Origin of the sequence: Rhodococcus sp. 2G, from assembly GCF_001886355.1 — a bacterium.
In the GTDB taxonomy this organism is placed as follows: domain Bacteria; phylum Actinomycetota; class Actinomycetes; order Mycobacteriales; family Mycobacteriaceae; genus Rhodococcus; species Rhodococcus pyridinivorans.
Genome location: NZ_CP018063.1, coordinates 1,429,336 through 1,450,653, shown reverse-complemented (window position 1 = coordinate 1,450,653; position 21,318 = coordinate 1,429,336). Strand labels below are relative to the sequence as shown.

Here is a 21,318-nt window from a genome sequence, read left to right as displayed (position 1 = left end):
CGCACCTCCGGAGCGGGACGTCGATCGGATCACGGATATGTTGACCGGGTCACAGTCCCGACCTCCGAAGGCGGTACCTCCCATGCGGCACGACCCGCGACGCACCTCGCTCGACCTGTATCCGTTGCAGCGCACGATCACGCCCCTGTTCGGCGACACCGACGCGCTCGGACACATCAACAACGTCTCGATCGCCCGCTACTTCGAGCAGGCCCGCGTCCTCGTCATGGAGGCCGTGTCGTCGGCCTTGGGCGATACCTACCCCTTCGAGCGTGCGGTACTCGCGAAGATCGAGATCAACTTCCTGGCCGAGGTGTTCTATCCGCACGACATCGTCATCGCCACCGGTGTCCACCGCATCGGGACATCGTCGGTGGTGATCGGCTCGGCCCTGTTCCAGCACGGCCGGTGCGTCGCGCTCGCCGACTCGGTGGACGTCGGCACCGCCGCCGAAGGCGGCTCGCAACCGATCTCCGAAGCATCGCGCGTGGCGTTCGAGAAGGTCCGGCTCGCATACGACGACTGACGCGCCGCCCACGAACCGCCTCAGAACAGGGTGAGCGCCGCCTCGGGTTCGGGGACGCGTTCGTCGGCGCGCAGCGCACCCCTCTCCTCACGCCGAGCGGACGCCCGGACCCCGAGGCGGTGACGTTCGAGCAGGGGCGCGACCCGCTCGTCCAACCACTGCGAGTACTCCGGAGCAACGTACGCGCCCCGTCCGTAGAGGCGGCGATAGCGTCTCATGAGGGCAGGATGCTCCTGCGCGAGCCACGACAGGAACCACCCGCGGGTCGAGCCGCGCAGGTGCAGCGGTATTACGGTGACCCCCGACGCGCCGGCGGCGGCGAGGGAGCCGAACAGCGTGTCGAGGTGCTGTCGCGAGTCGGTGAGGAAGGGCAGCACCGGAGCGACCATGACGTGGCACGACAATCCGGCGTCGACGACCGCCTTCACGAGATCGAGACGGGCCTTCGGTGACGGTGTGCCCGGTTCGATGTGCGCGGCCAGTTCGGGATCGCCGATCGGGAGCGACACCGCGACCGACACATCGACCTGACCGGCCGCCAGCGACAGCAGCGGAAGATCGCGGCGCAGCAGCGTGCCCTTCGTGAGAATGGAGAAGGGGGTGCCGGATTCGGCGAACGCCCGGATGACTCCGGGCATCAGCCGGTAGCGCCCCTCTGCCCGTTGGTAGGGATCGGTGTTGGTACCGAGCGCCACGTGTTCCCGGGTCCAGGATCGTCGCGCGAGTTCGCGGCGCAGGACGGCGGCGACGTTGGTCTTGACGACCAGTTGCGAGTCGAAGTCGTGCCCGCCGTCGAGATCGAGGTACTCGTGCGTGGGCCGGGCGAAGCAGTACCGGCAGGCATGGGTGCAGCCCCGGAACGTGTTGACGGTGTACCGGAACGGCAACCGGGAGGCCTCCGGCGTCCTGTTCAGCGCGCTCTTGCACAGCACCTCGTAGAAGGTGACTCCCTCGAACTCCGGCGTGCGGACACTACGGACGAGACCGGCCCGTTCGAGGCCCGGCAGAGCTCCGTCGTCCGCATCCACAGTCTGACCCGCCCACCTCATACCTCCAGTCGAACATGTGTGCTATTCGCTGTCAACAGATCGTTCGGCATCGTGGTCGATCGGACGGAGCGCACTCGCGGTGCAACGAATACATCGGCATTCCCATCCGTTCATCCACAGGCGGCCGAGGGTCCGGTGGCTCGCCCGGTGCGCTCGAGTTACAGTGCTCGCCACACTGATCTTCGATGGGGGGTTCGATGAGCGGTCTGTTTCCCGGTGCCGGAATCCGGGTGGTGCCCGATGGTATTCGAGCGTTCGGGGCCACGAATCTTCGTGCGGCCGAGCAGGTGGCGCAGGCGGGGACGTTCGATCTGCAGGCCAACATCTCCGCGTTGAGTCCTGCTCTGGGACTCATCGGCGGAGAGTTCCTCGCGGTGTTCGCCACGGCCCAATCCGAGCACACCAGTGCCGTCGCGCAACTGTCGTGGGCCTACGCGTCCAACGGCATCGCAGCACACGAGGCGGCCACCGGTTACGAAACGACCGACACCGGAACGGCTTCGGCGCTGGCCGACGCTGCGGGAGGACTGTGATGCAGGGATCGGTCATCGACACCGCAACACCCGCAGCGTCACCGACCGTTCTCGACGCTCTCCGCGCGTCGCCGATCGGACCGGTCCTCGACGCACCGCTGCCGGTACTTCCGGAACCCGTTCTTCCCGAGCCGGGTCTGCCCGTCCTCGAGGCGAATTCGATTATCGAGCTGCTCGAATCGATTCCGGTACCGGTGCTGCCCGATCTCGAGACGATCGTGCGGCCGCTCACCGAACTCTGCTCGATGTTCGGCACCGGTATCCTCGACTCGCTCGATCCGTCGGCGATCCTGCAGCAGGGGTCGCGTCTGCTCGAGACCGCCACGATGCTCGGACGCAGTGCGCTGCACGCACTTCCGGAGTCGTGGGAGGGAGCAACGGCCGACGAGGCCGCAGGTCACGGTGTGCGCGCGCAGCAGTCGGCCCTCGAACTGGCCGACCGCGGCGACCGGATCGGCGACGTCACCCGCGCCGCCACGGCGACCGTCGAACGCGGCAACATCGAATTGACCGGCATCGCACAGTCGTTCGTGGCCACCGCGATGGCGGCCGCACCGGCTCTCGCGACGCCGCCGGGCCAGGCCGCCCTGTTGGCGTCCGCCGCGCAGCATCTCCAGGCTGCCCTGGCCGTCGTTGCGCGTACCCGCGGCGAGCTGACGGTCCACACCGCCGCGATGACGGCGCTGACCACGCCGATTCCCGTGCCCGCGCCGGTGGCCGTGGCCGGGGTGCAGGAGATGCGCACGGTCGCCACGGCCGCAACCGATGTGGCGTCGAGTGTCGCAGCGCCGTTCACGGCCGCCGCGCACGCCGCGACCACTCCCACCGCCTACGCGGCGACCGCGCCCACCGCACACGCGGCGGTTCCGACCGTCGGTGCGGCGGTCGCGGGATCGGCCGGAACGGTGTCGGCCGGAGTGGTCACCGGTCACGGCACCGCGGGGGCCGCGTTCGGAACTGCGGGTGTGCCTGCCGCCGCTCCGATTCCGACCGCCCCGGGCTCGGGCTCGGGCGGGAGTGCACCGGCCACGACCGGCGCGAGCGCGATGGGAAGGGCACCCTCGACCGGTGGGATGGTCCCCGCGACGTCCGCTCGCGGGTCCGACGACGAGGAGCACCGCTCCCCCACCCGTCTGCTGAGTGCCGCCGCGGAGGGCACCGAGGTCGTCGGCGAACTGCCGTTGGTCGTTCCCGCCGTGATCGGTTCGCACGACGACCGCTGAGCATTACTCGTCGATCGGACGAGCCTGTCAGTCGACGAGGGAGGCGACCTCGTGGTCGGTCAGCGTCGTCTGCGGCACCCGGCCGGCGCCGCGCGCGAGTTCGATCGCCCGGTAGAGCGGGCGTTCGCCGAGCGCGGCGTCGCGGGCCTCGGCCCGCAACTGTTCGACGAGCACCGACGAGATCGCCGCCGCCGGAGCGATCTCGCTGGTGGCGAGCGCATCCGCGAGCTTTCGCAGGGCCAGCACGTCGAGTTCGCGACCGCCGCCGTTGGCGTACAGGGCGAGCGGGACCGACACGAGATTGTGCTCACCGTCGTTGACGCGCACGACGGCCTGCGATACCCCGCCCACCCGGACGATCAGTTCGACACCGGCGAGTCGCGCGAGATCGACACTGCGCGACCGGAACGCCCCCGACAGCGTGACGACGGTGCCGCGCAGCAGCAGGTGCCGACGCGTGGCCAGGAACGCACCGACGGCCGGCGGCACCGCGAAGACGGCCCCGACGAGCAGCGCGACCCATCCGGGCGCGACGATCCAGACCAGAACGCCGAGGACGACGCCGACGGCGAGCGCGAGCAGCGCGATCCTGCGGGCGCGTGGCCGGAGCAGCCGGGACGGGATCAGATCGAGCGGGACGGCGGCACCGTCCCGGTCGTCATGCGCCGGCAACGACCTCACCCACACGGGCGACGACGTCCGTGAGTGCAACGCTGTGCTGCTCGCCGTTGCGCAGATCCTTGACGACGATCTCACCTGCCTCGAGTTCGCGGTCACCGAGCACGAGCGCGACGACGGCACCGGACTTGTCGGCCGCCTTCATGGCGCCCTTGAGGCCGCGCCCACCGTATGCGAGGTCGACGCGGACACCCGCGGCGCGCAGTTTGTGCGCGATGGGCACGAGGGCGACCTTGGCGGCGTCGCCCATCGGCACCCCGTACACCTCGCACCGCGCGGGGCTGCCGGCGGTCTTGCCCTCGGCGGCGAGCGCGAGAACCGTGCGGTCGACGCCGATCCCGAAACCGATGCCCGAGAGCGGCTGGCCGCCGAGCTGTTCCATGAGCCCGTCGTAGCGGCCACCACCACCGATGCCGGACTGGGCGCCGAGCCCGTCGTGGACGAACTCGAAGGTGGTCTTCGTGTAGTAGTCGAGGCCGCGCACCATGCGCGGATTGACGACGTACGGGACGCCGATCGCGTCGAGGTGGGCGAGTACCTCGTCGAAGTGTGCGCGAGCGGTGTCCGAGAGATGGTCGAGCATCAGCGGCGCGTCGGCGGTCATCTCGCGGACCTCGGGGCGCTTGTCGTCGAGCACGCGCAGCGGGTTGATCTCGGCGCGGCGGCGCGTCTCCTCGTCGAGCGGGAGCGCGAACAGGAACTGCTGCAGCTTCTCCCGGTACTGCGGACGGCAGGTCTCGTCGCCGAGGGACGTGATCTCGAGGCGGAATCCGTCGAGTCCGAGCGACCGGAATCCTGCGTCGGCAACCGCGATGACCTCGGCGTCGAGCGCGGGATCGTCGATGCCGATCGCCTCGACGCCGACCTGCTGGAGCTGACGGTAGCGGCCCGCCTGGGGGCGCTCGTAGCGGAAGAACGGCCCGGAATAGGACAACTTCACGGGGAGCTGACCGCGGTCGAGACCGTGCTCGATCACCGCGCGCATCACGCCTGCGGTGCCCTCGGGACGCAGCGTGACCGAGCGCTCACCGCGATCGGCGAAGGTGTACATCTCCTTCGTGACGACGTCGGTGGACTCGCCGACGCCGCGAGCGAACAGGCCGGTGTCCTCGAAGATGGGCAGTTCGACGTGCCCGTACCCCGCCAGGCGTGCGGCACGGGTCAGACCGTCCCGTACCGCCACGAACTCCGCCGACTGCGGGGGAACGTAATCGGGCACACCCTTCGGCGCCGAAAACGTGGAGGCCTTGCTCACTGGTACTGCCTTCTCTCGGGATTCTCTCGGTTGGTCACCGGACGGATCGCGGTGTTCGTGCGCCGGTGTCGATGCGTCGGTGTCGATGCGTCGGTGTTCGTGCCGTCAGCGGGATTCTGCCAGGCCGGTGAGGAAGGGATTCGACACCCGCTCCTGCCCGATCGTGCTCGCTCCGCCGTGTCCGGGGAGGATGTTGGTGCCGTCGTCGAGCACGAGCAGCTTGCGCGCGATCGAGTCGAGCAGTTGCGCGTGGTCGCCGCCGGGCAGGTCGGTGCGGCCGATCGACCCCTGGAACAGGGTGTCGCCGGTGAGCGCGACGTTCAGGGCGGCCCCGTCCGGGGTGGTGGTGCGCGTGCGCAGGACGACCGAGCCGCGGGTATGTCCGGGCGTGTGGTCGACGACGAACTCGATTCCGGCGTGTTCGATCTCGTCTCCGTCGCCGAACTCCACGACCTGCTGCGGTTCGACGAACTCGACGCCGTCGAGGAAGGGGGCGAGGCTCGACCCCATGCCCTGCAGCGGATCGGTGAGCATCATCCGGTCGTCGGGGTGGATGTAGACGGGGATCCCGTACCGGTCGGCCACCGGCTGCGCCGACCACATGTGGTCGAGGTGACCGTGCGTGAGCAGCACCGCCCGGGGCGTGAGATCGGATCCGGTGAGGAACTCCACGAGCGGCTCGGCGGCGTCCTGGCCGGGATCGACGATGACGCACTCCTTCGCGTTGTCCTGCGCGAGGATGTAGCAGTTGGTCTGGAACATCCCGGCAGGGAATCCGGTCACGAGCACGAGCATCGCTCCTACGGGTGGAAGCCTTCGAGGTCTCCTACAGACTATGCGTTGCGCCCTGCCCGCGGGTTGCCGGTCCCGGGTGGCAGACTCGGGTCTGCTTCGAAGTCGGTTGGACCACATCGATCGTTCACGGGAGGACTACTGCAGTGCCGAGCAACGCACAACGGCGCCAGGCCGCGAAACGCAAACTCGAACGGCAGCTCGAGCGTCGAGCCGAACGCGAGCGCAAGCGGCGCCGCATGACGATCGCGCTGTCCGCGCTCGGAGTGATCGTGGTCGTCGGCGCCGGTGTTGCTCTGTGGGCGGTCGACCGGGGCGACGACACGGCCACCGAGGCGGCGTCGAACGACACCTCGGGTTCGGAAATGGAGTACGCCGCGCTCCCCGACGGCCGGTCCGAGCCGTTGCCCGAGACGGTGAGCTGCTCCTACACCGCGGACGGCCGCGAACCGTCGAAGCCGGCAGAGCCGCCGCGCACCGAGGGCATCCGCACCACCGGTGAGGGCAACACGGACATCAGCGTCAGCATGGAGACGAGCCAGGGGAACATCGGCCTGATCCTGCACAACGACGATTCGCCGTGCACCGTCAACAGCTTCCTGTCGCTGGCCTCGCAGAACTTTTTCGACGAGACGGCCTGCCATCGTCTGACTACCTCGCCGTCCCTGCAGGTCCTGCAGTGCGGCGACCCGTCGGGTAGCGGGTCGGGCGGTCCGGGATACCAGTTCGCCAACGAGTTCCCCACCGATCAGTTCGCCGCCGACGATCCCGCCGCGCAGGAACCGATGACCTATCCGCGTGGCACCCTCGCGATGGCCAACGCCGGCCCGGACACCAATGGCAGCCAGTTCTTCCTGGTGTACGGCGATTCGGTGCTGCCGCCGCAGTACACCGTCTTCGGCACGATCGACGAGACCGGTCTCGCGACCCTCGACAAGATCGCCGCGGCCGGCGTCGCAGGCGGAGCCGCCGACGGTGCCCCCGCGCTGGAGACCACCCTCACGTCGGTCAGGATGGACTGATGATCCGATTGCGCACCGCCCTCGCCGCCGGCGCCGGGCTGGCACTCCTGCTCACGGGGTGCTCCGACGATTCGTCCACCGATACCGCCGCGAGCTCGTCGGCACCGGCGTCCGCCGCCGACCGGCAGTCCCCCGCCTACACGGGCGAACTACCGGAGCGACCCAGCGGCACCGACTCCGTCTCGTGCACCTACGACGCCTCGGGTGACGCCGCACGCGACGTGACCGCCCCCGCCTCGGACGACGTCTCCGCCACCGGCGCTGCTGCCGCGCAGATCACCACCAGCGTCGGCGTGATCGGCGTCGAACTCGACCGTGCCGCGGCACCGTGCACGGTCAACAGCTTCGTGTCCCTCGCGGAGCAGGGCTACTTCGACGACACGCCCTGCCACCGGCTGGTGACCTCACCGGGTCTGCAGGTGCTGCAGTGCGGCGACCCGACGGGCACCGGCACGGGCGGGCCGGGTTACGGCTTCGACACCGAGTACCCGGAGAACGTGTACGCACCCGGCGACGCCCAGCTGCGCCAGCCGGTGATCTACCCGCGCGGCACGGTCGCGATGGCCAACACGGGCCGGCCCGGCAGCAACGGCAGCCAGTTCTTCCTGGTCTACGAGGATTCGCAGCTTCCCCCCACCTACACGGTCTTCGGGACGGTCGACGAGGACGGACTCGCCGTGATCGAGGAGGTCGCGGCGGAGGGCGACGACGGATCGATGGCGGCCGGCGGCGGTGCCCCCAACCGCGCGGTGCAGATCGAGTCGGTGACCGTCGGGTCCTGACACCCCCGTTCGCACGGAACGTACGGACGTCCCGTCCCGGAGATTCCGGGGCGGGATGTCGTCGTCCGGCGCGAGACCGAGACGGATTCGGTCAGGCTGCCGAGGTCACCCGGTACACGTCGTAGACGCCCTCGACGTTGCGGACGACGTTGAGTACGTGCCCGAGATGTTTCGGGTCGCCCATCTCGAAGGTGAACCGGCTCACCGCGACCCGATCGCCCGTGGTCGTCACGGAGGCCGACAGGATGTTGACCTTCTCGTCGGCGAGTGCCTTCGTCACGTCGGACAGCAGACGGTGCCGGTCGAGAGCTTCGATCTGGATCGCGACGAGGAACACCGACGACGGCGAGGGCGCCCACTGCACCTCGATGATGCGCTCCGACTGCTCCCGCAGCGACCCGGCGTTGGTGCAGTCGGTGCGGTGCACGCTCACCGCTCCGGTGCGGGTCACGAAGCCCATGATCTCGTCGCCGGGGACGGGCGTGCAGCACTTGGCGAGCTTCGAGACCGTCCCCGGTGCGCCCGGCACGAGGACACCGGAGTCGCCGCTGTTCCGCGAGCGGGTGGGGATGGTCGACGGTGTGGACCGCTCGGCCAGTTCCTCTTCGACGCCACCGACGCCACCGAGCAGCGCGACCAGCCGTTGCACGACGTGGTGCGCCGAGACGTGGTGCTCACCGACCGCGGTGTACAGCGCCGAGACGTCGGCGTACCGCAGTTCCTTGGCGACCGCGACCATCAGGTCGGCGTTCATCAGGCGCTGCAGCGGCAGACCGACGCGACGGACCTCCTTCGCGATGGCGTCCTTGCCGGATTCGAGGGCCTCCTCGCGACGTTCCTTGGCGAACCACTGCCGGATCTTCGCCTTGGCGCGGGGTGAGACGACGAACGACTGCCAGTCGCGGCTCGGGCCGGCGTTGGGGTCCTTGGAGGTGAAGACCTCCACGACCTCGCCGTTCTCGAGCTTGCGTTCGAGGGCGACGAGGCGGCCGTTGACGCGGGCTCCGATGCAGCGGTGCCCGACCTCGGTGTGCACGGCGTACGCGAAGTCCACGGGCGTCGAGCCGGAAGGCAGCGTGATCACGTCGCCCTTGGGCGTGAAGACGAAGATCTCCTTGACCGCCAGGTCGTAGCGGAGCGATTCGAGGAACTCCCCCGGGTCGGCCGCTTCCCGCTGCCAGTCGAGGAGCTGCCGCATCCAGGCCATGTCGTCGAGCTCGGCGACATCACCCGAGTGGCGTCCCTTGGTCTCCTTGTACCGCCAGTGCGCGGCGATGCCGAATTCTGCGGTGCGGTGCATCTCGTGCGTGCGGATCTGCACCTCGAGCGGCTTGCCCTCGGGACCGATGACGGTGGTGTGCAGCGACTGGTAGACGCCGTAGCGCGGCTGGGCGATGTAGTCCTTGAACCGTCCCGCCATGGGCTGCCACAGCGAGTGCACGACACCGACGGCCGCGTAGCAGTCGCGGATCTCGTTGCACAGGATGCGCACGCCGACCAGGTCGTGGATGTCGTCGAAGTCGCGGCCCTTGACGATCATCTTCTGGTAGATCGACCAGTAGTGCTTGGGCCGGCCCTCGACGACCGCGTCGATCCGCGACGCGGAGAGTGTCCGTCCGATCTCGTCACGGACGGTGGCCAGGTAGGTGTCGCGCGACGGTGCGCGGGTCGCGACGAGCCGGACGATCTCCTCGTACTTCTTCGGATGAAGGATCGCGAAGGCGAGGTCCTCGAGCTCCCACTTGACCGTCGCCATCCCGAGGCGGTGAGCCAGCGGGGCGATGACCTCGAGGGTCTCGCGTGCCTTGCGGGCCTGCTTCTCGGGAGGCAGGAAGCGCATGGTCCGCATGTTGTGCAGACGGTCGGCGACCTTGATGACGAGCACCCGGGGGTCGCGCGCCATCGCGATGATCATCTTGCGGATGGTCTCGCCCTCGGCGGCCGAACCGAGCACGACCTTGTCGAGTTTGGTGACGCCGTCGACGAGATGCGCGACCTCTTCACCGAACTCGGCGGTGAGCTGCTCGAGCGTATACCCGGTGTCCTCGACGGTGTCGTGGAGCAGTGCCGCGACGAGGGTCGTGGTGTCCATGCCGAGTTCGGCGAGGATCGTGGCGACCGCCAGCGGGTGGGTGATGTAGGGATCGCCGGACTTGCGCTTCTGGCTGGCGTGCCGTTCCTCCGCGACGTCGTAGGCCCGCTGCAGCTGCGAGAGGTCGGCCTTCGGGTACAGCTCGCGGTGGATGGTGACCAGCGGCTCGAGGACCGGCTTGAGGCTCGTGCCCCGCTGACCGGTGATGCGTCGCGCCAGGCGCGCGCGTACCCGCCTCGACGCGGAGGTCGATGCCGGTGTGGGGGTCGGGTTCTGACCGGAATTGTGGGACCGATCGAGATTCTGGGTCATGCCTCAACCTCCCGTCGCGGCTGCGAACCCGGTTCGTCACCGATGCGCATGTCCGGACCGTACGGGTCCGGCGGGTTCACCGGCACCTGTGGCAACTCTATCCCTCAGATCCGCATGAGAGACGTCAGCGGGTACTTCTGCAGTCGCGTCCGGCCGCCGAGGGCTTCGATCTCGGTGACGACGGTGATCCCGACGACCTCGGCGCCGACGCGTTCGAGCAGTTCGACGGTGGCGGCGAGGGTTCCGCCGGTCGCAAGGACGTCGTCGACGACGAGCACCTTGCGGCCCTGCAGGGCCATCCAGTCGCCCGGGATCTCGATCGCGGCGGTGCCGTATTCGAGGCTGTATTCACAGGTCTGGACGGGCGGCGGGAGTTTGCCCGCCTTGCGGACGGCGAGCACGCCCACCCCCAGGGTGCGGGCGATGCCGCCGCCGAGGAGGAAGCCGCGCGCATCGATACCGGCGACGAGTTCGGCGTCGGGTGCCGCGGAGGCCAGCGCCGCGATCACGGCCGAGAAGGACGGTCCGTCGGCGAAGACGGGCGTCAGGTCGGCGAAACGGACACCCGCGGTCGGGAAATCGTCGACCCATCGGGTGTGTTCGGCCACGGCCACGGCAGCTTCTTCGACGAGCCGCGTATCGCCGATCCGTTGAGCGCTCATCCTCCGAGTATCCACCGGTCCATGTTCCAGCCCGCACCCGCGGTCGTCGGGTTGGGCACCCCGGCATGCATTCCCGCCGCGAACCCGATCGTGCGGGGCTGCGCGAACAGGGGCAGGGTGGGAACGTCGCCCCACAGGATGCGTTCGGCCTCGGTCGCGAGTCCCGCGATGGCCGCGTTGTCCTTCGCCACGAGCAGGCCGTCGAGCAGTTCGTCGACGCGGCCGATCGAATAACCGCCGACGTTGCTGCCGGCCCCGGAGTGCAATGCGTCGCGGGCGTGCTCCATGTCGGCGGCGCCACCGGCACCGGCGGCCGTGGCCGTCCCGACGAGGATCGCGTCGACCTCCCCCGCCGTCAGCTGCGACGGCGTGAAGGTGTCGGAGCCGGCGTCGACGATCTCGATGCCCGCCTCGCGGCAGGATTCGCCGATCAACTCGACGGTGCGCGCGCGGCGCTCGTCCGGTCCGAGATAGCCGATGCGGACCTGCATGCGGTCCTGACCGGAGGCCTCACGTTCGGAACGCGCGGCGTCGATGTCGACCTCGGCGTAGCCTTCGGCGGTCGGCACGGTCTGCGGGTACAGCGGCGAGTCGGGCGCCAGGAGCCGCGAGGTGATCGGGCCCGTGACGCCGTTCGACTCGTCGGACACGCCGAGTTCGTCGAACAGCTGTGTGCGAGGCGTGCACAGGGCGACGGCGCGACGCGCCGCCGGGTTCTGGAACACCCCGCTCGTGGCGAACACCAGTTGTTCGAGGTTGCGTGAGACGACGGTGGAGACGTCGGCGTCGTCGCCGAGATTGCTGTGGCCGACGGATCCCTCGGCCACGTCGACGACGTGGATGCGGCCGTCCTCCGCGGCCGCGGACGTGTCGGTGCCGCGCGGCCAGACGACGATGCGGTCGGTGCCCGGGGCGTTCCCCCACCACCGCTCGTTCGCGACGAGCGTCAGGCCGTCCTCGGCGGTGTACGACTCGAGGCGGTACGGGCCCGCGGACGGGAACAGCGCCGAATCGATCTCACCCGGGGTGAGGGTCCAGCCGGTGTTCCAGAACTCCGCGATGCGCCGGACGGCCTCGGTGTCGTTCGCCGTGATCGCTCCGACCAAGTCGGACACACCCGACCTTCCTGCCGCCACGTGGGCCGGCATCAGCTCGGTGGCCCCGAACAGCGCCTTCCAGTTCGTGTCCTCGCGGCCGGGTCGGAAGACGACGGTGGCCTCCTTCGACCCGGGCTGACAGTCGACCCGGTCGATGTCGGCGTAACCACCACGATGGGCAGCGTCGAACAGCGGGACCTGCTCGCCGGACTCGTCGGGAGCGGTGAAGCGTCCGCTCGACGCAGCCCAGGCCAGGACGAGGTCGTCGCAGGACATGGGCACACCGTCGGAGTAGACCGCGTCCGGCGACAGGCGGTACTGCACGGTGAGCCCCTCACCGGGCACGACCGAGGCAGTGCCGATGTCGGTGTCCGCGATCACCCGGCCCTGCGGACCGACGTAGCCGAAGCCCGGCAGCACCCGGGCGAACGCCTGGCGCGCGCCCGAGGCCGCACCGTCGACGGTGTTCGCGTTGTAGGTCGTCACCGTGTTGTCGATCGCGTACCCGATCGAGTGCACCGGTTCCTCGTCCGTGCCGCACGCGACGGTGGAGAACGCGAGTGTCGAGGCCACCGCCGCGCACGCGAGGAGCGTGCCGCGGCGCCTCGGCGACCGCCTCGTCGTCGGGTCGTTCCGCTCGCTCACCGCCATGTCAGGACCTTCTCTTGCCGCGCTTTCCGGTGGGTCGTGCCCCGGGGGCAGGGCCGCGACGGACCGTCGCCCGGTCGGGCAGGGATCCGGCGCCCTGCACCGTCGGCGCCACCTTTGCGTCGACCGCGTCGGCCGACTGCGATCCGGCCGTCGTCCCGGCCTTCGCCGCGCGGGCGGCGGCCTCCTCCCGCTTGGCGAGCACCTTGCGGGTGTGCTTCGCGACCGGACCACGCCATTCCTCGAGCGTAACCAGCAACGGGGTCGCGAAGAAGATCGACGAGAAGGTACCGACGACGATGCCGACCAACTGGACGAGGGCGAGGTCCTTGAGCGTGCCCACACCGAGGAGCCACACCGCGATGACCATCAGCGCCAGCACCGGCAACACCGAGATGATCGTGGTGTTGATCGAGCGCATGAGCGTCTGGTTGACGGCGAGGTTGGCCTGCTCGGCGTAGGTGCGGCGGTGCAGGTGCAGGATGCCGCGGGTGTTCTCCTCGACCTTGTCGAAGACGACGACCGTGTCGTAGAGCGAGAAACCGAGGATCGTGAGCAGACCGATGACGGTCGCAGGACTGACCTCGAAGCCGACGAGGGCGTAGACACCCGCTGTCACGATGATGTCGAAGAACAGGGCGGTGATCGCTGCGATCGCCATGTTCCGCTGGTATCGGATCGTGATGTAGATGCTGACGATGACGAGGAAGACCACCAGCGCGATGAGCGCCTTGTTGGTGATCTGGCTTCCCCACGTCTCGCTGACGTCGGCGACGCTGATCGAGTTGCGGGACGGCTCACCGTCCGGCCCGGCGGGCTGGAACTCCTCGAACAGCGCGGTCTGCAACTCGGCGACCTGCTCGCCGTCGAGGGTCTCCGACCGGATCTGGACGGTCGCTCCGTCGCCGGCGCCGACAGTCTGCACCGCCTCGGGTTCGAAGCCGATGGTGTCGCTGAAGACGGTCTCGACTTCCTCGACGGACACGCCCGGCACGGCCGGCATCTGGATGCGGGTGCCGCCCTCGAAGTCGATACCCCAGCTGAATCCGCGCAGCAGCATGCTGAGCAGGGCGATCAACACCATCACCGCGGTGACGATGTACCACCGCTTGCGGCGTCCGACGATCTCGAAGGCGCCCGTGCCGGTGTACAGACGGGACAGTCGGCTGTGCTGCGGCGCGGCCGTCGTCGTGGTCGTGTCGGTCATCGTCACGCCTCCTTCGCAGCGGTCGCGGCGACGAGACGACGCTCGTCGGCCACCTGCTGGATCGCGCCCAGACCGTTCACGCTCGGCTTGGACCAGAACTTCGACTTCGAGGCCAGGAACACCAGCGGCCAGGTCACCAGGAACACGACGACGACGTCGAGGATCGTGGTGAGGCCGAGGGTGAACGCGAAGCCGCGGACCTGACCGACGGCCAGGACGTAGAGCACGGCGGCGGCGATGAAGCTGACCGCGTTACCGGAGAGAATCGTGCGGCGGGCCCGTGCCCAGCCGCGCGGCACCGCGGAACGGAAACTCCGCCCCTCGCGGATCTCGTCCTTGATCCGTTCGAAGAACACGACGAACGAGTCGGCGGTCATGCCGATACCGATGATCAGACCGGCGACGCCGGCGAGGTCGAGCGTGAACCCGATGTATCTGCCGAGCAGCACCATGACCGCGTAGACCGCCATTCCCGAGAGAACGAGCGACAGCGCGGTGAGCAGTCCGAGTATCCGGTAGTACGCGAGGCAGAACAGGAGCACCAGCGCCAGACCCACCGCACCGGCGATCAGCCCGGCCTCGAGCGAAGCCAGACCCAGAGTGGCGGAGACGGTCTCGGCTTCGGATGCCACGAACGACAGCGGCAACGACCCGTACTTGAGGGTGTTCGCCAGCTCTGCGGCCTGCGTATTCGTGAACTGGCCGGTGATCGAGGTGGCGCTGCCGGCGGGGGTGGCGCCCTGGATCACGGGCGCGCTGACGACCTTCGAGTCGAGCACGAAGGCGGCCTGCTGACCGATGTTCGCGGCGGTGAACTGCGCCCACGTATTGCTGCCCTCGCTGTCGAAGGTCAGGCTGACCTCGTAGCGCGACTGCTGCTGATTGAAACCGGAGGTCGCGTCCTCGATCTGCTGGCCGTCGATGATGCTCGGGCCCAGCAGGTAGATCGCGGTGCCGTCGGTCGAGCACGCGACGAGCGGAAGCGCCGGGTCGTCGTTGCCGGCGAGCGGGTCGGCCGCGGAGCAGTCGAGGGCGAGAGCCGCCGCCTGCTGCACGGCGGGGTCCTCGCTCTGACGGGTGGCCTTGGCCGTGGCGATGTCTGCAGCCGCCTGTTCCTGCGGCGTGAGCGAGCCGTCGTTCTCGGGAGCCTCGGGGGCTCCGGAGGGCTCGGCCGGAGCCTGGGGCGCCTCGACGGGGGCCTCGGGCGTCTCGGCCGGTGCCGGGGCATCGGTGGGCGCGGTGGGATCCTGCGCCGGGAACGGACGTCCCTGCGGTTCGGGTGCGTCGGCGGGCGGAGCCTGGTCGGCCGGCGCGGGTTCACCGGGTGCCGGTTCGGCAGGGGCCGGTTCTGCGGGCAGCCCTCCCTCGGGGGTACCGGCACCGGGCTGCTCGGCGAGATCCTCGGCGGTCATGTTCGCGTCGATCGGTCCCCCGATCACCGGCCTGATGTACAGCCGGGCGGTCTGGCCCAGCGTCCTGGCCTGGGCGCTGTCCTCACCCGGGACGGTGATCACGAGGTTGTCGCCCTCGACGATCACCTCCGAACCCGACACACCGAGCCCGTTGACGCGGGTCTCGATGATCTGCTGGGCCTGGCGGAGGCTGTCCGGACTCGGGCTGCTCCCGTCGGGGGTTCGCGCGGTGAGGGTGACGCGGGTGCCACCCTGCAGGTCGATGCCCAGCTTCGGGGTGGGCGACTTGTCCCCGGTGAAGAAGACCAGTGCATACAACGCGGCGAGAATCACCCCGAACAGGGCGAGAGCGCGCACGGGATGCACCGATCCGTTGGAAGGTGCCACGGTCTGTCAGTCTCCTCGATGCGAGTGAGTGGTGGTCGGGTGCAGTCGCGCGGCGCTCGGCACCGGCACCGGAGACTCCGGTGCCGAAACCGTGCGTCGCGAATCGGCTGTCAGTACTCGGTCGGACGTCCCTCCGGCGGGTTCGCATCGTCGTCCTTGCGGAGCAGATCCGGATCCTGCGGGGTCTCGGTCTCGACGCGCTCCCGGATGACCAGACGCGACCAGGTCGTGACGACACCCGGCGCGATCTCGAGATCGACGGTGTCGTCGGCGAGGGCGGCCACCGTGGCGTGCAGACCCGCGGTGGTCATCACGCGGTCGCCGATGCGCAGGGAGTCCTGCAGCGCCGTCACCTTCTGCATCTCCTTCTTCTGACGCCGCACGCCCAGGAAGGTCGGGACGAGCAGTGCCAGGATCAGGAGAGGGAAGAGCAGTTCCATCGTTGAAGTCAGTCCTCGGTCGTTGTCGGTGGGTGGTGACGCGAGCGACACCAGCGGGTCGTGGTGGCGCATGCGGCACCACGACGTCGGGATCGGCCTCCACGGACCGACGCAGTAGACCAGTGTGCCATTCCCCGGGCGAGGGCCCTACCTCCGTACGTCCGGATCGTCCGGGTCGGACGGATCGACACCGCCCTCGAGGGTCGTGTCCGGGTCGTCCTCGAACAGCTCGAGCTGTGGTTCGCGCGCACGCACCTCGATGCCCCCTGTGGCGGCCTCCGGCGGCGGGGTGAGGCCGAGCTGCAACCAAGCGGCCTGCGTGGCCACACGTCCGCGCGGAGTGCGCGCGACCATGCCGGCACGGACCAGGAACGGCTCGCACACCTCCTCGACGGTGGCGGGCTCCTCCCCCACGGCCACCGCGAGTGTCGACACGCCGACCGGGCCACCACCGAAACTGCGGACGAGTGCGCCGAGAACGGCGCGGTCGAGACGATCGAGACCGATCGGGTCGACGTCGTACACCTCGAGCGCGGCCTGGGCCACGGCCCGGGTCACGACACCGTCGGCGCGCACGTCGGCGTAGTCGCGGACGCGGCGCAGCAACCGGTTGGCGATACGCGGCGTGCCGCGGGAGCGACCGGCGATCTCCGCGGCGGCGTCGTCGCGGAGATCGATCCCGAGGATCGATGCGGAGCGGTCCAGGATGCGCTGCAGCTCGGGGGGCTCGTAGAAGTCCATGTGCGCAGTGAAACCGAACCGGTCGCGCAGCGGGCCGGTGAGGGCACCGGAACGGGTGGTCGCGCCGACGAGGGTGAAGGGTGCGACCTCGAGCGGGATGGACGTCGCGCCGGGCCCCTTGCCCACCACGACGTCGACGCGGAAGTCCTCCATCGCCAGATACAGCATCTCCTCCGCCGGTCGGGCGATGCGGTGGATCTCGTCGATGAACAGCACGTCGCCCTCCGCGAGGTTCGACAGCATCGCAGCGAGATCACCGGCGCGTTCGAGCGCGGGACCGGAGGTCAGTCTCAGTGACGTGCCGAGTTCGGCGGCGATGATCATCGCCATCGACGTCTTGCCGAGACCGGGCGGACCGGACAGGAGGATGTGATCGGGAGTGCCACCGCGCAGCTTCGCTCCTCGCAGAACGAGCTGCAGCTGTTCGCGGACCCGCGGTTGCCCGATGAAGTCGTCGAGACTGGTCGGGCGCAGACTGGTCTCGATGTCGCTGTCGGAGGGCAGATGCTCCGCCGTGACCGGCGACCGCTCGCGGTCGGCCGATGCAGCATCGAATTCGCGGGCCGCTCCTGCGGCCTCGAACTCACGGTACTCGTCGGTCACCGCGACCTACCCAGCAGCTTGAGCGCCGAGCGCAGTGCCGTCGAGACGTCGGCGCCCGGCTCCTCGGCAAGGACCTTGTCGGCGGCCGGTTCGGCCTGACGCGGCGTGAATCCGAGGCCGACCAGCGCCTCGACGATCTGGTCGCGCAGCGGCGAGGCACCGGCCGCGACAGGCGACGATCCCGTGGCGCCGAAGGCCGCGACCTTGTCGCGCAGTTCGACGATCATGCGTTCGGCGCCACGCTTGCCGATCCCGGGTACCCGCGTCAGCGCTGCGGTGTTGCCGTCGGCGAGAGCCGCACGCAGCGCATCGGGTTCGAGGACGGCGAGCGTGGCCATGGCGAGCCGGGGGCCGACGCCGCTGACCGTCTGCAGCAGGCCGAACAGTTCGCGCGCCTCGGCGTCCACGAAGCCGTACAGCGTCATGGAGTCCTCGCGCACGATCATCGCGGTGGCGAGTCTGGCCTGCTCGCCGCGCCGGAGACCGGCGAGGGTCGCAGGTGTGGTGTTGATCCGATAGCCGATCCCACCCGCCTCGATCACCACGTGGTCGAGGGCTATGTCGAGTACCTCGCCGTGTACCGAGGCGATCACCGGCTACCTGCCTTCCGTGCGGCCGACTGTTCGCGCAGCCGCTCCTCGTAGCGTTTCTTCTGCTGGGCGGCCGCAGCTTCGGCGGCCGCGAGTCTGGCGATCAGCGGGGCCCGCCAACAGTGTGCGACGGCCAGCGCGAGCGCGTCGGCGGCGTCGGCGGGCTTCGGCGCGGCGTCGAGCTTGAGGATGCGGGTGATCATCGTGGTCACCTGCTTCTTGTCGGCCGTGCCACTGCCGGTGACCGCGGCCTTCACCTCGCTCGGCGTGTGGAACATGACCGGGATCGAGCGACGCGCCGCAGCCAGGGCGACGACGCCGCCGGCCTGCGCGGTGCCCATCGCGGTGCGCACGTTGTGCTGGGAGAACACGCGCTCGATCGCGACGACGTCGGGCTTGTAGCGGTCCATCCACTCCTCGACCGAGTCGGAGACCTTGAGGAGCCGGTGCTCGAGGTCGAGTTCGGGCGAGGTGCGGATGACACCGACGGCGACGGGGATCACGTCGCGTCCGCGTCCCGTGTCGACCATCCCCAGACCACATCGGGTCAGACCGGGGTCGACACCCATCACGCGCACCCGACTCACCTCTCGACACCCGAATACGGCCGGGTTTCCGACGCCTTCGACGGACCCGACCTTGCTTCGCACGATTGCGAACGCCTGTTCGAGAGCATAGCGGCCGGGATCGGGTGCCGGGAGACCGACACGCGACCCCGGCCGCTGTGACAAGTACGACGAGCGTCGCTCGTGGACGACTACGACGAGAGCGTCGCTCAGGCGTCGAGTTCGGCGAGGACGTCGTCGGAGATGTCGACGTTCGTGTAGACGTTCTGCACGTCGTCGCAGTCTTCGAGCGCGTCGACCAGCTTCATGACCTTGCGTGCACCCTCGGCGTCGACCGGCACCTCGACGGACGCCCGGAAATCGGGGTCGGCCGAGTCGTAGTCGATGCCGGCGTCGACGAGAGCCGTACGCACGGCGATCAGGTCGGACGCCTCGGAGACGATCTCGAAGGAGTCGCCGAGATCGTTGATCTCCTCGGCACCCGCTTCGAGGACGACCTCGAGGATCTCGTCCTCGGAGCGGCCGTTCTTCTCGAGCACGACGACGCCCTTGCGGGTGAACAGGTAGGCGACCGAACCCGGATCGGCCATGTTGCCGCCGTTGCGGGTCATCGCCGTGCGGACCTCGCCCGCGGCGCGGTTGCGGTTGTCGGTCAGACACTCGATGAGCAGCGCGACACCGTTGGGGCCGTAGCCCTCGTAGGTGATGGTCTGCCAGTCGGCACCGCCGGCTTCCTCACCGCCGCCACGCTTGCGGGCACGCTCGATGTTGTCGTTCGGGACCGAGCTCTTCTTCGCCTTCTGGATGGCGTCGAACAGGGTCGGGTTACCCGCCGGGTCGCCACCACCGGTTCGAGCCGCCACCTCGATGTTCTTGATGAGCTTCGCGAACATCTTGCCGCGTTTGGCATCGATGACCGCCTTCTTGTGCTTGGTGGTGGCCCATTTGGAGTGGCCGCTCATTCGCTTCGAGCCCCTTCCGGAGAAGTGTGGTCGGCGTCAACCGACAGGTCGGAGAGTCGATTCTACTCGCTCCCGGTGTGGGCCACCGGCACGGTGGCCGTGTCGTCATGTCACCGAGGCCGTCGGGCGCACCCGAGGTCGGGTCGCCGAGCGCACGGTCTCCACGAACAGCCGATGCACGCGATGGTCACCGGTGATCTCGGGGTGGAAGGACGTCGCGATCACAGCGCCCTGCCGCACTGCGACCACCCGACCCGCCGCCGGCCCGTCCGGAACCGTGGCCAGGACCTCCACGTCGGGCCCGATCTCCTCCACCCACGGGGCTCGGATGAACACCGCGCGCACCGGCCCGTCGCCGAGACCCGTCATCGGCAGGTCGGTCTCGAACGAGTCGACCTGCCGGCCGAAGGCGTTGCGGCGCACCACGATGTCGAGGGCGTCGAGGTGTTCGGCGTCCTCGGTGGTGTCGAGCACCCGGGAGGCGAGCAGGATCATGCCGGCACACGAACCGTAGGCGGGCAGCCCGGCCTCCAACCGGGCCCGCAGCGGTTCGAGCAGGTCGAACACACGCAGCAGACGGCTGACCGTAGTGGATTCGCCTCCCGGAAGGACGATGCCGTCGACCTCGTCGAGTTCGCGTTCGCGACGCACCGCGATCGTCCGCGCGCCTGCCTCCTCGAGAGCGCTGCGATGTTCGCGGACGTCGCCCTGCAATGCCAGGACGCCGATCGTGGGAGAGGAAATGGTCACCGTTGCCTGCCTGTCCGTTCGGGGTCGCCGATGCGCAGGCACTTCGTAGGGACGTCTTCGTCGGGGACGCCCTCGTTCAGGACTCGCGCAGGTACCGCGTGAGTCCTTCCTGCACCACCGCCGCGACCATGTTGCCGTTGCGATCGAAGATCCGCCCCTGGGTCAGTGCGCGCCCCAGCCCGGCGGAGGGTGACGTCTGGTCGTAAAGCAGCCAGTCGTCGGCGCGGAACGGCCGCAGGAACCACATCGCGTGGTCCAGCGATGCACCCTGCGTCCGTTCGTCGTCGTGGCCGACACTCGCCGAGCCGAGCAACGTCATGTCGCTCATGTACGCGAGCGTGCACACGTGGAAGACCGGGTCGTCGGGGAGGATCTCGCGGGACTTGAACCACAGCTGCTGCTGTGCAGCCATCCTGCTCGACGAGTCCATCCGGTCGCGGGGAACGAACCGGAAGTCCCATTCGGCCCATTCCTTCTTCGCCCACAGCAGGGTCGCGTCGTCGACCACAGTCTCCGGATCGGGCAGTTCCTCCGGAGCCGGCACCCGCGGAATCGTGTCCTGGTGCTCGATCCCCTCGTCGCGTACGTGGAACGACGCCGACATCGTGAAGATCGCCTTGCCGTCCTGGACGGCCGTCACGCGCCGGGTGCAGAAGGAGCGGCCGTCGCGGATCCGGTCGACGAGGTAGACGATCTGCATCGTCGGGTTCCCCGGCCGGAGGAAGTAGCCGTGCAGCGAGTGGACCCCGAATGCGGGATCGACGGTGCGGACCGCCGACACGAGCGCCTGACCGGCCACCTGACCACCGAACGTCCGCGGCAGCAACGTCTCCGTCGTTATGCCCCGGAAGATGTCGTTCTCGATCTGTTCGAGCGCCAGGATCTGCTCGATCTTCGCCATGGGAACTCCTTCTGTGCACCGTACGCAAGAAGGCTAGCTGCACGGAGGTGTGCCGAACGCCGTGTCCCCGGAAGGTGGCGAGAGAACC

Annotated in this window: 21 protein-coding genes; 5 read left to right on the top strand and 16 right to left on the bottom strand. The window is 69.2% G+C overall.

Going from position 1 to position 21,318, the window contains the following annotated elements; genetic code table 11:
- The first annotated feature begins 82 nt into the window (after positions 1 to 82).
- On the top strand, positions 83 to 526 hold the full coding sequence (locus BO226_RS06845; protein ID WP_024100756.1) for an acyl-CoA thioesterase: 444 nt from the start codon (positions 83 to 85) through the stop codon (positions 524 to 526).
- Positions 527 to 546: 20 nt separating this feature from the next.
- Here BO226_RS06845 and BO226_RS06840 read toward each other — a convergent pair whose 3' ends face one another.
- The gene (locus tag BO226_RS06840) at positions 547 to 1,575 is read right to left on the bottom strand and encodes an Rv2578c family radical SAM protein (protein WP_071934863.1); all 1,029 of its coding nucleotides are present in this window, start codon (positions 1,573 to 1,575) and stop codon (positions 547 to 549) included.
- A gap of 197 nt (positions 1,576 to 1,772) precedes the next feature.
- Here BO226_RS06840 and BO226_RS06835 point away from each other — a divergent pair, with 197 nt between their 5' ends.
- The gene (locus BO226_RS06835; RefSeq protein WP_071936377.1) at positions 1,773 to 2,108 is read left to right on the top strand and encodes a type VII secretion target; all 336 of its coding nucleotides are present in this window, start codon (positions 1,773 to 1,775) and stop codon (positions 2,106 to 2,108) included.
- On the top strand, positions 2,108 to 3,331 hold the full coding sequence (locus BO226_RS06830) for a hypothetical protein (protein WP_071936378.1): 1,224 nt from the start codon (positions 2,108 to 2,110) through the stop codon (positions 3,329 to 3,331). The genes BO226_RS06835 and BO226_RS06830 overlap by 1 nt, the downstream gene beginning before the upstream one ends.
- A gap of 27 nt (positions 3,332 to 3,358) precedes the next feature.
- Here the strand turns inward: BO226_RS06830 and BO226_RS06825 are convergent, their stop codons facing one another.
- The 3 genes from BO226_RS06825 to BO226_RS06815 form a co-directional block, all read right to left on the bottom strand.
- Positions 3,359 to 4,003: a hypothetical protein gene (locus BO226_RS06825; RefSeq protein WP_170318498.1), complete on the bottom strand. Its 645-nt coding sequence runs from the start codon at positions 4,001 to 4,003 to the stop codon at positions 3,359 to 3,361.
- Positions 3,990 to 5,264, bottom strand: coding sequence for a histidine--tRNA ligase (gene hisS / locus BO226_RS06820; RefSeq protein ID WP_024100753.1), 1,275 nt, complete (start codon positions 5,262 to 5,264; stop codon positions 3,990 to 3,992). Before hisS ends, BO226_RS06825 begins: the two co-directional genes overlap by 14 nt.
- 105 nt (positions 5,265 to 5,369) lie before the next feature.
- Positions 5,370 to 6,053, bottom strand: a complete 684-nt coding sequence (locus tag BO226_RS06815) for an MBL fold metallo-hydrolase (RefSeq protein ID WP_198040650.1) — start codon at positions 6,051 to 6,053, stop codon at positions 5,370 to 5,372.
- A gap of 149 nt (positions 6,054 to 6,202) precedes the next feature.
- On the opposite strand from BO226_RS06815, the gene BO226_RS06810 reads away from it, so the two are divergent.
- Positions 6,203 to 7,078, top strand: coding sequence for a peptidylprolyl isomerase (locus BO226_RS06810; protein ID WP_071934861.1), 876 nt, complete (start codon positions 6,203 to 6,205; stop codon positions 7,076 to 7,078).
- Positions 7,078 to 7,860: a peptidylprolyl isomerase gene (locus BO226_RS06805; RefSeq protein ID WP_071934860.1), complete on the top strand. Its 783-nt coding sequence runs from the start codon at positions 7,078 to 7,080 to the stop codon at positions 7,858 to 7,860. Before BO226_RS06810 ends, BO226_RS06805 begins: the two co-directional genes overlap by 1 nt.
- Before the next feature lie 91 nt (positions 7,861 to 7,951).
- On the opposite strand, the gene BO226_RS06800 is transcribed toward BO226_RS06805, so the two are convergent.
- The 12 genes from BO226_RS06800 to BO226_RS06745 all read right to left on the bottom strand — a co-directional run bounded on the left by BO226_RS06800 (position 7,952) and on the right by BO226_RS06745 (position 21,230).
- Complete coding sequence (locus BO226_RS06800) at positions 7,952 to 10,264, bottom strand: RelA/SpoT family protein (protein WP_024100749.1); 2,313 nt, start codon at positions 10,262 to 10,264, stop codon at positions 7,952 to 7,954.
- A 104-nt stretch (positions 10,265 to 10,368) separates the two neighbouring features.
- Positions 10,369 to 10,926, bottom strand: a complete 558-nt coding sequence (locus tag BO226_RS06795) for an adenine phosphoribosyltransferase (RefSeq protein ID WP_006551396.1) — start codon at positions 10,924 to 10,926, stop codon at positions 10,369 to 10,371.
- Positions 10,923 to 12,674, bottom strand: a complete 1,752-nt coding sequence (locus BO226_RS06790; protein ID WP_083543592.1) for an ABC transporter substrate-binding protein — start codon at positions 12,672 to 12,674, stop codon at positions 10,923 to 10,925. The genes BO226_RS06795 and BO226_RS06790 overlap by 4 nt, the downstream gene beginning before the upstream one ends.
- 1 nt (position 12,675) lies before the next feature.
- Complete coding sequence (secF, locus tag BO226_RS06785; RefSeq protein ID WP_232238067.1) at positions 12,676 to 13,878, bottom strand: protein translocase subunit SecF; 1,203 nt, start codon at positions 13,876 to 13,878, stop codon at positions 12,676 to 12,678.
- A gap of 2 nt (positions 13,879 to 13,880) precedes the next feature.
- Positions 13,881 to 15,677: a protein translocase subunit SecD gene (secD, locus tag BO226_RS06780; protein WP_071934858.1), complete on the bottom strand. Its 1,797-nt coding sequence runs from the start codon at positions 15,675 to 15,677 to the stop codon at positions 13,881 to 13,883.
- Positions 15,678 to 15,787: 110 nt separating this feature from the next.
- Positions 15,788 to 16,117 carry a preprotein translocase subunit YajC gene (yajC, locus tag BO226_RS06775; protein WP_006551392.1) on the bottom strand — a complete coding sequence of 110 codons (330 nt, stop codon included), beginning with the start codon at positions 16,115 to 16,117 and terminating at the stop codon, positions 15,788 to 15,790.
- Positions 16,118 to 16,264: 147 nt separating this feature from the next.
- Complete coding sequence (gene ruvB / locus BO226_RS06770; RefSeq protein ID WP_228045124.1) at positions 16,265 to 17,362, bottom strand: Holliday junction branch migration DNA helicase RuvB; 1,098 nt, start codon at positions 17,360 to 17,362, stop codon at positions 16,265 to 16,267.
- 95 nt (positions 17,363 to 17,457) lie between these two features.
- Complete coding sequence (ruvA, locus tag BO226_RS06765) at positions 17,458 to 18,054, bottom strand: Holliday junction branch migration protein RuvA (RefSeq protein WP_006551390.1); 597 nt, start codon at positions 18,052 to 18,054, stop codon at positions 17,458 to 17,460.
- Entirely contained in the window at positions 18,051 to 18,629 is a 579-nt protein-coding gene (gene ruvC, locus BO226_RS06760) for a crossover junction endodeoxyribonuclease RuvC (RefSeq protein WP_033096573.1), read from the bottom strand. The genes ruvA and ruvC overlap by 4 nt, the downstream gene beginning before the upstream one ends.
- A 197-nt stretch (positions 18,630 to 18,826) precedes the next feature.
- Entirely contained in the window at positions 18,827 to 19,579 is a 753-nt protein-coding gene (locus tag BO226_RS06755) for a YebC/PmpR family DNA-binding transcriptional regulator (protein WP_006551388.1), read from the bottom strand.
- A 105-nt stretch (positions 19,580 to 19,684) separates the two neighbouring features.
- On the bottom strand, positions 19,685 to 20,323 hold the full coding sequence (pdxT, locus tag BO226_RS06750) for a pyridoxal 5'-phosphate synthase glutaminase subunit PdxT (protein WP_071936375.1): 639 nt from the start codon (positions 20,321 to 20,323) through the stop codon (positions 19,685 to 19,687).
- Between the two features lie 82 nt (positions 20,324 to 20,405).
- Positions 20,406 to 21,230, bottom strand: coding sequence for an acyl-CoA thioesterase (locus tag BO226_RS06745; RefSeq protein ID WP_071934857.1), 825 nt, complete (start codon positions 21,228 to 21,230; stop codon positions 20,406 to 20,408).
- Positions 21,231 to 21,318: the final 88 nt, after the last annotated feature.